Source organism: Sphingomonas sp. DC4900 (genome assembly GCF_049896485.1).
GTDB lineage: Bacteria > Pseudomonadota > Alphaproteobacteria > Sphingomonadales > Sphingomonadaceae > Sphingomonas > Sphingomonas aquatilis.
Window position 1 is genome coordinate 116,566 of record NZ_JAFCUK010000011.1, and the last position, 11,038, is coordinate 127,603.

9 protein-coding genes are annotated in these 11,038 nt (G+C 68.1%); 4 read left to right on the plus strand and 5 right to left on the minus strand.

Features of this window, described 5'->3' with window-relative positions; all coding sequences use genetic code 11:
* Positions 1-11: 11 nt before the first annotated feature.
* From ACP690_RS13185 to ACP690_RS13195, 3 genes are all read right to left on the minus strand, one after another.
* A complete protein-coding gene (locus ACP690_RS13185; RefSeq protein ID WP_426261389.1) occupies positions 12-2,486 on the minus strand; it encodes a circularly permuted type 2 ATP-grasp protein in 2,475 nt (824 codons plus the stop codon).
* 208 nt (positions 2,487-2,694) lie between these two features.
* On the minus strand, positions 2,695-5,187 hold the full coding sequence (ligD, locus tag ACP690_RS13190; protein WP_426261390.1) for a DNA ligase D: 2,493 nt from the start codon (positions 5,185-5,187) through the stop codon (positions 2,695-2,697).
* Positions 5,180-6,055, minus strand: a complete 876-nt coding sequence (locus ACP690_RS13195) for a Ku protein (RefSeq protein WP_426261391.1) — start codon at positions 6,053-6,055, stop codon at positions 5,180-5,182. The genes ligD and ACP690_RS13195 overlap by 8 nt, the downstream gene beginning before the upstream one ends.
* A 233-nt stretch (positions 6,056-6,288) precedes the next feature.
* Between ACP690_RS13195 and pdxH the strand changes: the two genes are divergently transcribed.
* Genes pdxH through ACP690_RS13210 form a run of 3 tightly spaced genes read left to right on the plus strand, consistent with a single transcriptional unit; the run spans position 6,289 to position 8,614 of the window.
* On the plus strand, positions 6,289-6,867 hold the full coding sequence (gene pdxH, locus ACP690_RS13200) for a pyridoxamine 5'-phosphate oxidase (RefSeq protein WP_426255082.1): 579 nt from the start codon (positions 6,289-6,291) through the stop codon (positions 6,865-6,867).
* Positions 6,864-7,817: a cation diffusion facilitator family transporter gene (locus ACP690_RS13205; RefSeq protein ID WP_017979898.1), complete on the plus strand. Its 954-nt coding sequence runs from the start codon at positions 6,864-6,866 to the stop codon at positions 7,815-7,817. Before pdxH ends, ACP690_RS13205 begins: the two co-directional genes overlap by 4 nt.
* Positions 7,817-8,614 (plus strand): PhzF family phenazine biosynthesis protein, encoded by a 798-nt coding sequence (locus tag ACP690_RS13210; protein WP_426255083.1) that lies wholly within the window; start codon positions 7,817-7,819, stop codon positions 8,612-8,614. The genes ACP690_RS13205 and ACP690_RS13210 overlap by 1 nt, the downstream gene beginning before the upstream one ends.
* A gap of 135 nt (positions 8,615-8,749) precedes the next feature.
* Here ACP690_RS13210 and ACP690_RS13215 read toward each other — a convergent pair whose 3' ends face one another.
* Positions 8,750-9,004, minus strand: a complete 255-nt coding sequence (locus ACP690_RS13215) for a UvrB/UvrC motif-containing protein (protein ID WP_426255084.1) — start codon at positions 9,002-9,004, stop codon at positions 8,750-8,752.
* Positions 9,001-10,113, minus strand: a complete 1,113-nt coding sequence (mnmA, locus tag ACP690_RS13220) for a tRNA 2-thiouridine(34) synthase MnmA (RefSeq protein ID WP_426261392.1) — start codon at positions 10,111-10,113, stop codon at positions 9,001-9,003. The genes ACP690_RS13215 and mnmA overlap by 4 nt, the downstream gene beginning before the upstream one ends.
* A 494-nt stretch (positions 10,114-10,607) precedes the next feature.
* Between mnmA and ACP690_RS13225 the strand changes: the two genes are divergently transcribed.
* Positions 10,608-10,907 (plus strand): DUF1153 domain-containing protein, encoded by a 300-nt coding sequence (locus ACP690_RS13225; RefSeq protein WP_024310369.1) that lies wholly within the window; start codon positions 10,608-10,610, stop codon positions 10,905-10,907.
* The last annotated feature ends 131 nt before the right edge of the window (positions 10,908-11,038 follow it).

Here is an 11,038-nt window from a genome sequence, read left to right on the forward strand (position 1 = left end):
TGCCCCCCACCTCATGCCAGGGTAAGCCCGACGGCGCGCAACGGCTCGGCACCTTGCAAGAAGTAGCGGCGCGCGATCGCGTCGGACAATTGCGCAAGGCGCCGCTCGATATCGCCGAGCGCATCGGCGTCGATCGCCGCCGCATCGGTCATCGCCAGCGTCGCGGCGAGCGCGGCGGCGTGGCTTTGCTGCGGTTCGGGCATGCCGTCGTCGCTCAGGACCGGCAGTTCGGCGAGCCGCTGGGTAATGCGCTCGGCCTGATAGGCGAGGCTGCGCGGATTGCCGGGATCGAGCGCGACGAGATCGACGACGGGGACGCGCGCGATTCCGGTCAGATACCGCTGGCGATAGCTGATCTGGCTGTCGGCGAGGTCGAGCAGCGTCGACAGATCGTCCGCGGTCGCGCCGGGCATGCCGAACAGGCGCAGTGCGCGCGTCATCGCGATGGCGCGTTCGATGCGCCGGCCGATGTCGTGGAAGCGCCAGGCCGCGGTGCGCCCCATATGCTCCGCCGACAGGCCGAGGATCGCGGCATAGCGGCGCTGGAGCGAGCCCGCCCGGTCGAGCATGCCGCGATGGGTGGGGAAGGGCGCTTCGAGCAGCCGCATCATGTCGGCGGACAGGCGGTCGCGCGATCCTTCGCCGATGCCGCGCGCCAGGCGGTTGATCTTCGCGACCGAATGCCAGGCCTCATCCTCCATCGCGGTGCGCGCGAAGGCGGTGAGGTCGCCGCGGCGCATCGATTCGGGGTGAGGGGCGGCGCCATTGCCGGCGATCAGGCCGACCAGCTTGGCGACGGTGGCGTCGGACAAGGCCGCGCCACCGTCCGCCGCGATCGAATGGCCCAGCATCACGCGGATCGCCGCGAGCAGCGCCTCGCCGCGCTCCAGATAGCGGCCGAGCCAATAGACATTGTCGGCAACGCGGCTGGGCAATGTGCCGGGGTTGCGGCGGACGTTGTGCGAATCAGGGGCGGGAAGGAGCGAGACGGGCTCCACCGCCTCGGCCCCATGGACGCAGACGTCGGCGGACCACAGCCCTTCGCCCAGCACGCTGGCGCGTGGGTCGGTCGCCTCGCCGATGCGGGCGAAGCCGCCGGGCATGACTGTCCAGCCGCCGCTCGCGTCGCGCGCCGCGAAGACGCGCAGCGTGAAGGGGCGCGGTTCCAACGTATCGCCAATGACGACGGGCATGGTCGACAGGCGCACGATCTCCTGCCCGACATAATCCTGCGGGCGCCGGTCCATGTCGGCGAGGAGTATCGCCCTGGCGTCGTCGTCCAGCTCGCCGCCGTGCACGGTGCGCCCCTGCGGCAACCCGAGCGGGGCGGGACCGAAGGCGGTGCCGATCAACATGCGATCGAGGTCTTCGGCGACGCGGGCACGCTCGGTCGGCTGGCCGCACCACCAGGTCGCGATATTGGGCAGATGCAGGCTCTCGCCCAGCAACCGCGTCGCGAGCTGCGGCAGGAAGGCGCCGAACGCCGGCGCCTCGAGCACGCCCGCGCCCGGCGCGTTCGACAGCACGACATTGCCCGTTGCATAGGCGTCGATGAGGCCGGCGACGCCGATCTGCGAGTGCGAATCGAACGCCAGCGGATCGAGCATGCGCGGATCCACCCGGCGCCAGAGCGCGTCGATCCGCTTGAGGCCTGCGATGGTGCGGACGTAGAGCTGGTTTTCCAGTGCGGCGAGATCCGCGCCCTCGACGAGCAGCAGCCCGAGATAGCGTGCAAGATGCGCCTGTTCGGGATAGCTCGGGTTATACCGCCCCGGCGTCAGCAGGCCGATGCGTGGATCGGCCCGGCGGCACATGGCAGCGATGCCGGCGCGGAAGGCGGCGAAGAAGGGCGCATGCCGCTGCACGTTGAGCCGCGCCTGAAGCCCGCCGAGCGTGCGGCTGACCGCCAGCCGGTTCTCGAGCGCGTAGCCGGCGCCCGCAGGCGCGCGCAGGTGATCGGCGAGCACGCGCCATTCGCCGGTCGGCCCGCGGCCGAGGTCGATCGCAATGAAGTGCGGATGCTTCCCGCCCGGCGGATCCAGCCCCACCATCGGCCGCAGGAAATAGGGGCTGCCGGTGACGAGCGCCGCCGGGATCAGCCCGCGTTCGACCAGGCGCTGCGGGCCATAGAGATCGGCAATCACCGTCTCCATCAACTCGGCGCGCTGCGTGACGCCGCGGGCGATGCCGGCCCATTCGTCCGCCTCGATCAGCAGCGGCACCGGACTGACCGGCCAGGGGCGCTCGTCCGCCTCACCGATGATGCGAAAGCCGGTGCCGATGTCGGCGGCGTGGCGGCGCACGCGTTCGCGGACATGGTCGAGATCGTCGGAGGCGACGCTGGCGAGTTCGGCGAACATCGACGCCCAGGCAGGATCGCCGCTGTCGCACAGCACGTCGCCGCCGCGCGTACGCGCGCAATAGTCGGCGATCCAGCGCCGGGCATGCGTCTCGGCATCGAATATGGGCGCCGCCTGCGTCGCCATCGCTGTCCGTTCGTCCCCCGCCTTTGGTGCGGCGCACCGTCTACACATGCTGGGGCGGATGCAACAGGGTTTGGGGTGCCGAAGCGCGATCTAAAACCCGTCATCCCCGCGCAGGCGGGGATCCATAACCTATAACGCCAGCGACGGATTCGCGACGGTAGCGCGTCTGGATTCCCGCCTACGCGGGAATGACGAAGTGGCAGGGGCCTCACACGTCCGGCAGCACCTGATCCGCCACGCCCCAGCCAGCCAGCGCCCGCGACGTCGCGCGCTTCAGCAGTTCGTCCGCGTCGCGTACGGTCCAGCGCGCCGCCGTGTCGATGTCGCGCAGCTCGGTCCACGACACGGGCGCCGACACCGGTGCGCCGGCCCGGGCCCGCGCCGAATAGGGCATGATCGCGGTGCTGCCACGCTGGTTGCGCAGATAGTCGATGAAGATGCGGCCCTTACGCTTCGCCTTGGTCGCGACTGCGACGAAGCGGTCCGGCCCCGCCGCGGCCAGCGCGCGCGCGAAGCGGTCGGCGAAATCTTTCACGGCTGGCCATTCCGCCTGGGGCGTGAGCGGCACGACGACATGGACGCCCTTGCCGCCCGACAGCAACGGGAAGCTGACGAGGCCGATCTCGGCAAGCTGCGCACGGACGTGATCGGCGGCCGCCTTGGTGTCTGCAAAGCCCAGGCCTTCGTCGGGGTCGAGATCGATCACCAGCCGGTCGGGCATCTCGATCGCGTCGACATGGCTGCCCCAGCCGTGGAATTCGATGCCCCCCATCTGCACGCACGCGACGAGGCCATCGGCGCTGTCGACGTAGAGGTAGGGTTCGACGCTGCCGTCCTTTTCACGGACGTCGACATGGTGGACGTGTTCGCCGAAACTGCCCGCGTCGTGCTTCTGGAAGAAGCATTGCTTGGCGCGGCCTTGCGGGCAGCGGACCAGGCTGAGCGGGCGGCGGGCGACGCATGGGAGCATGATCGGGCTGACCGCCGCATAATAGTCGGCGAGCTCGCCCTTAGTGACGTTGCTTTCCGGGAAGATCACGCGGTCGCGATTGCTGACCTTGACGTGGATCGCTGGCGTGTCGGCCTGGTCGGGGGCGGGTTCGGGCACTTCCGCGACGACCGTATCGGCGGGTTTGTCGCCGCGCAGACCCAGGAAGCTTGCGTGGCGCAGCAGGCCATCGGGCGTCGTTTCGGCAAAGGCGATCTCCGCGACCAATTCGGGGCGAACCCAGCGCGCGCCGCGGACAGCGGCCCGGAAGGGTTTCAGCGCGGTCGCGTCGACCGGTGGTGCGTCCGTCTTGAGCGTCGAAAGGCGTTCGGCCAGATCGTCCATCGTCGCGGTATCGAAGCCGGTGCCGACCTTGCCGGTGTAGCGCCAGTCGTCGCCCTCGCGTACGCCCAGTAGCAGTGACTTGAATCCCCGCCGCTTGTCGGACGGCACCCAGCCGAGGATGACGAATTCCTGGCGGCGGGTGCATTTCGCCTTTAGCCACGCGCGGTTGCGCCCGCCGGTATAGGGCGCGTCGGCGCGTTTCGACACGACGCCCTCCATCCCCTCGCGACACATCGCATCGAACAATTGCTCGCCCGAGCCCAGGACGTGCTCGGAGAATTGCAGGCGTCCGTCGTCGCCGACGATACCGCGCAGCCGCTCCTTGCGCTCGACCGTCGTCAGGCCGGTCAGGTCCTCGCCGTCGAGTGACAGCAGATCGAAGGCGAACAGCGTCATCGCGCCGCCGGCACCGATCGCGTCCTTCAGCGTCGAGAAATCGGGCTTGCCGTCCTTGAACGCGACGATCTCGCCGTCGATCAGCGCGGAGGACACGGGGAGGGCGGCGGCGGCCTCTGCGATCCCCCCAAATTTGTCCGTCCAGTCGAGGCCGTTGCGGGTGTAGACCTTGGCCGCCCCATCCGCGACCGCGACGAGGGCACGATAGCCGTCGTATTTCATCTCGTGCAGCCAGCCGGTGCCGGCGGGCACGCTATCGACCAGGGTGCAGAGTTGGGGGTTCTGGAAGGCGGGGAGTTTGGCCTTCTTGCCCTTTTTCGCACGCGTCGCGCGCGGGGCTGCCCCTCCACCACTCGCTGCGCGGGCGGTCCCTCTTCCCTGCGGAGCAGGAGAGGACTTACCGTCGGCGATCTCCGCCATCGTGCGGCCGGTTGCGACGCTGGTGAGGCCTTCCTCGACCAATGTGTCCGTCCCGCCGGCGTGAGCGTCGTCGATCTTACGCAACAGCCAATTCTCGCGCTTTTCCTTGCCGCGCGGTTTCAGGCGGATCAGCAGCCATTCGCCCTTCATCCGCTCGCCATCGAGGACGAAGTGGAGATGGCCCTTATCGATGTCCTTGGCGGACTTGCCCGCGACCGGCGCCCAGGTGCCGCGGTCCCACAGCATCACCGTGCCGCCGCCATATTCGCCTTCGGGAATCGTGCCTTCGAACGTCGCATACGACAAAGGATGGTCCTCGGTCCGCACCGCGAGCCGCTTTTCGTCGGGATCGAGGCTTGGGCCGCGCGTCACCGCCCAGCTTTTGAGGACGCCGTCCGCTTCGAGACGGAAGTCCCAATGGAGGCGGGTGGCGTCGTGCTTCTGGACGATGAAGCTGTTGCCGTTGCCCGGCGCGAGCGTACCCGCCGGCTCCGCCGTCTTCGCGAAATCGCGCTTGGCGTTGTAGCGGGCGAGCGGGTCGGTCTCAGGCACGTTTCTTCGCCGGGGCGCGTTTGGCGGGGGCCTTCTTCGCGGCGGGCTTTTTCGCCGGCGCGGCCTTGGCTGCCGACCCGCCCGATTTCTCCATCGACTTCTTCAGCGCCGCCATCAGATCGACGACGTTGCTGCTCTTGGCGGGTGTGTCGTCGTCGGCCTCCTCGATCACCTTGCCCTTGGTCTTGCGCTTGCGCTCGATGAGGTCCTTCAGCGCATCGACGTAGCGGTCGTGGAACTCCTGCGGATCGAAGGCACCGCTCTTCTTGTCAATCAGCGCTTCGGCAAGGTCGAGCAATTCGCTGTCGGGCTTGGCGTCGGGGATCTCGCGGAAATAGCTCTGCGCTTTGTTCACCTCGTCGGCGTAGCGCAGCGTTTCCAGCACCATGCCTCGGCCGCATGGCTTCAGGCTGACGACATATTCGCGCCCGCGCATCGCCAGCTGGCCGAGGCCCACCTTCTTCGTCCGCCGCAGCGCCTCGCGCAGCACGATGAACGCCTCTTCGGCCAGATCGTCGGCGGGCACGACGAAATAGGGTTTTTCGTAATAGAGGACGGGAATCTCGTCGGCGTCGACGAACTGGGTCAGCTCCAGCGTCTTCTTCGATTCGAGCTTCACAGCGTCGATCTCGTCCTGCTCCAGCAGCACGAACTCGCCCTTCGACACCTCATAGCCCTTCATGATCTCGTCGGTGTCGACGGGGCCGACGCCGGTGACGACCTTCTCGTAATGGATCGGCTTGCCGCTGGGTTCGTGGATCTGCTTGAAGGCGACGCTGGCACCGCTTTTCGTCGCCGAATAGATTTCGACCGGTATCGACACCAGCGCGAGCCGGATCTGTCCTTGCCAATAGGCGCGTGCGGGCATTGCGAGGGCTTTCCGTTGCGGAAGCGATTCAATTCACGGGAGAAAGAGTCGTTCCCGCCAATTCCTCCCCCGCCAGGGGGAGGTGGCAGCGCAGCTGACGGAGGGGGAGGGCAGCGGTGTCCTATAAATGACGTGCGCCGTTCACCTCCCCCTCCGTCACGGCTTCGCCGCGCCCCCTCCCCCTGGCGGGGGAGGATTTTTGTTTGCTGCCATTTTCCGCTAAGGGGCCGGCCATGGCCGACAATCCCTTCGCGCTGTTCGATGCCTGGTATGCCGAGGCGAAAGACAGCGAACCCAATGACCCCAATGCGATGGCGCTCGCGACCGTCGATGCCGCCGGGCAGCCGTCGGTGCGCATGGTGCTGCTGAAGGGGCATGGCCCCGACGGCTTCGTCTTCTATACCAATCGCGAAAGCCGCAAGGCGGGCGATCTGGCGGCGTTGCCCAAGGCGGCGCTGCTGTTCCACTGGAAGTCGCTGCGCCGGCAGATTCGCATCGAGGGCGGGGTGACCCGAGCGACCGACGCCGAGTCGGATGCGTATTTCGCGTCGCGCGGCCGCGATTCGCAGCTGGGCGCCTGGGCATCGGACCAGTCGCGGCCGCTCGATACGCGCGAGGCGTTCGAAGCGCGCTTCGCCGAGATGCAGGCCCGGTTCGAGGGCGGCGACGTGCCCCGTCCGCCGCATTGGGGCGGCTATCGCGTGACGCCGCAGACGATCGAATTCTGGCAGGATCGCGCGCATCGGCTGCACGAACGCCGCCTGTTCACGCGGACCGATACGGGCTGGACCGAAGGATTGCTGTTCCCATGACGCGCGACGAACAACGCCGTTTCCTGCCGCTGGCGACCCGCGCCGCGCTCGCCAGCGTCAGCATGGCCTGCTTCCTGCTGGCGCTGAAGAGCTTCGCGGCCTGGCACACCGGGTCGGTTGCGATGCTCGGCAGTCTGGCCGACACCGCGCTCGATCTGCTCGCCAGCCTCGTGACGCTGTACGGCGTGCGACTCGCGGCGACGCCGGCGGATCACGATCACCGCTTCGGCCATGGCAAGGCGGAGGCGCTGGCGGCCCTGTTCCAGGTCGCGCTGATCACCGCATCGGCGGCGGGCATCGCATGGCGCGCGATCACCGCGCTGGGTGAGAACGGGCCGACGGCGGATGCGGAATTCGGCATCGGCGTGTCGCTGATCGCGATCGTCGCGACGATCGTGCTGCTCTGGTATCAGCGCCGCATCATCCGATCGACGGGCTCGGTCGCGATCATGGCGGACAACGTCCATTATCAGTCCGACGTGCTGCTCAACGGATCGGTGATCCTGGCGCTGGTGGTCGACCAGTATCTGGGCTGGCACAAGGCGGATCCGATCTTCGGTATCGCGATCGCGCTGTGGCTCGCCTGGGGGGCGTTCCAGGCGTCGTCCAACGCGATCGACCAGCTGATGGACAAGGAATGGCCCGAGGATCAGCGCGCCGCCTTCCTCGACGTCGCCGCGCGCCAGCCGGGCCTCAAGGGCATCCACGATTTCCGCACGCGCCGATCGGGCAGCCACGATTTCGCGCAATTCCACATGGAGGTCGATCGCAACCTGACGGTCGGCGCGGCGCATGATATCGTCGAGGGCGTCGAGCGCAACCTCAGACAGATGTTCCCGAAGGTTGAGGTGCTGATCCACCTCGATCCCGAAGGCCATGTCGATACCGACAATCCGCTGGTCGAGGCCGACGTGACGCCGCACTGGTTCGGCAAGCGGGTCGGCTATTGATGCGCATCCCCTTCGCCCAGATCGATGCCTTTGCGGAACGCGCGTTCGGCGGCAATCCGGCGGCGGTGATGCCGCTCGCCGCGTGGCTCGCCGATGACGTCCTCCAGCAGATCGCGAGCGAGAATAACCTCAGCGAGACGGCCTTCATCGTGCCGCACGACGGGGAGGACGCCGATTTCGATCTGCGCTGGTTCACCCCCGCCGCCGAGGTGGCACTGTGCGGCCATGCGACGCTGGCGAGCGGGCATTTCGTGCTGTCGTCCGACCCGGCGCTGACGCGGGTGCGCTTCGCGACGCGGCAGGCCGGCATCCTGGAGGTGGCGCGCGATGGCGACCGCTATCGCGTGGCGCTGCCGGCATGGGGGCCGAGCGCGAAGCCGCTGGATGGCGTCGTTGCGGCGCTGGGTGTGACTGACCCGGTCGAGACGCTGTGGCATGACAAGGGCTATGCCGTGGTCGTGCTCGCCGACGAGGCGGCGGTGCGCGCCGTCCGCCCGGACGATCGCGCGCTGACCGCAGAGGGCCCGATCGTTGCGATCGTCACCGCGCGCGGGCAGGCGACAGACATCGTCAGCCGTGCCTTCACGCCTTATTACGACATTTCCGAAGACCCGGTGACCGGCGCGGCGCATGCGGTGGTCGTGCCCTATTGGGCGCAGACGCTGGGGCGGGATCGCTTCACGGCGTATCAGGCGAGCAAGCGCGGCGGGCTGTTGTCCTGCGCGTTGGAGGGCGAGCGTGTGGTGCTGGGCGGGGCGTGCGTGACGGTGATCGAGGGGACGTTCCTGCTGCCGTAGGGTGGTCCCCGTTTCATAACCAACGTCATTCCCGCGGAGGCGGGAATCCAGACGCGCGGACCTCACGAAAGAGCCGCGCCGTTAGCGGTTCTGGATTCCCGCCTGCGCGGGAATGACGGCGTGGGTAGGGAGGGTCTACCGCTTCCGCCCCTTGGTCATCGGATCGGGCTTCTTCGGCTTCACCCATCCCGCCGGCGGTTCGACCTGCTGGCGACTCGTGCCGAGGCCCATCGCGCCGGGCTGCTGGCGTGTCAGGCCTGCCGGGTCCGCGTCCTCGCCGCCGACGCGCAGCAGGCTGATGCGGTCGCGCAATTCCGCGGCGCGCGCGAAATCGAGCGCTTCCGCCGCTGCCTCCATCTCCGCCTGCAGCGCCGCGATCGAAACGGTCATGCCGCCGCCGCGAGCGCTGCGGCCTCGGTCGCTGCGATCCAGCCGCCGCCGAGCACCCGGTCGCCGGCGTAGAGCACCGCCGCCTGGCCCGGGGCGACGCCATATTCGGGGGCATCGAACAGCAGGCGGTCGCCCGCCAGTCGCGCCGGCACTGGCTTGGCCATCGAGCGCACCTTGGCGGTGAGCGGCCCGTCATGGTCGCCGCCGATCCAGTTCACCCCGCTCAGCCGCGCCGCCGCCACCGCCAGCGCCGCGCGGGGGCCGACGACGACCTGCCGGCTCGCGGCATCGACGCGCACGACATAGAGCGGTTCGGGACTGCCACCGATCTCGAGGCCGCGGCGCTGGCCGACGGTGAAGTGGATGATGCCGCGATGGGTGCCGAGCTTCGTACCGCTGAGATCGACGATATCGCCTGCCGTGTCCGCCTCGGGCCGCAGCTTGCGCACCAACCCGGCATAATCGCCGTCGGGTACGAAGCAGATATCCTGGCTGTCCGGCTTGCCCGCAACGGCGAGGCCCATCTCCGCCGCGATCTCGCGCACCCGCGCCTTGGGCAGGCCGCCGAGCGGAAAGCGCAGATAATCGAGCTGCTCCTGCGTCGTCGCGAACAGGAAGTAGCTCTGGTCGCGCGCGGGATCGGCGCCGCGATGCAACTCGGCGCCCGCGGCCCCTTCGACGCGACGGACATAATGGCCGGTCGCAAGGCAGTCCGCACCGAGATCGCGCGCCAAAGCGAGCAGATCGGTGAATTTGGGGCCGGTGTTGCACTGGACGCAGGGGATCGGCGTCTGGCCGGCGAGATAGGCGTCGGCGAAGGTATCGACCACCGTCTCGCGGAATCGGCTTTCATGGTCGAAGACGTAATGCGCGATGCCCAGCCGGTCGCACACCGCGCGCGCGTCGCGAATGTCGCGGCCCGCGCAGCAGCTGCCCGAGCGCCCCGTCGCCTCGCCATGATCGTAAAGCTGCAAGGTCACGCCGATCGTCTCGGCGCCGGTGCGCGCGGCGAGCGCCGCCACCACCGAACTGTCGACGCCGCCCGACATGGCGATGACGATGCGCCGCGCGGACAGGGGGGCGGGCAGCTGGAAATCCGTGTCGTCCATAACGGTCTTCCCATACGCCGATGGCAGTGGAACCGCAAAGTAAGGATGGTTCACATATTCTTGCACCGGGCTTTACCCGACCTTCACCCGAACCGGGATAAAGCCGTTTCTCCTTAGTGAGTAACACGAGTGCAGCCGCGTTGGATCTCAGCTTTCCCGGTTTCGACAGACGTAGCGAAGTCAGCCGGCTTCCCCGCGATCTGTCCGCGGCCGTGGCGGATGTGGCGACGCGGCAGGGTGTGCCACCGGCGCTCCGTTCCGACATGCGGAGTGGCCGGACGGGACATCGCTCACGGCTGCTGCACCCGCTCGACTGTGCCTTCAACGGCGCGGTGGCGATGCTGCTGCGGACGTTGACCGGTGCCGGGACCGGCGATGCTCACGAACATGAAGACGGCGTTTACCTCGGCGTTTCAGCCGATCTTCAAGACCGTGTCGCTAAGGACAGTGCTGCTTTCAGAGAGGGGGCCCCCCGCCCCGATCGAGGTTGAATGATGATTGAAAATCAGAAAATCCGCCCCGCCAAGGTTATCGGCCCGCTCGGCGAATCGCTGACGCTCGATACGCTGCCGCCGCCGTCGACGACGCGCTGGGTGGTACGCCGCAAGGCAGAGGTGGTCGCCGCGGTGAACGGTGGGCTGCTGACGGTGGACGAGGTCTGCACGCGCTACGGCCTGACCGTCGAGGAATTCGCCGGCTGGCAGCGCGCGATCGACCGGTCGGGCATGCCGGGCCTGCGCGTCACGCGCATCCAGCACTATAAGTCGTTGTACGAGCGCCAGCAGAAATATTGAGCGATATCGTACGCTCTCATGACTGCCATCCGAGACGCTGGCCGAGTTTACCTTGTCGCTGGCCGCAAGACCAGCGTTCGCATTGACCTTGGCGGGTGTGCCGCGGACGCCTGATCGACGACGATTGATCA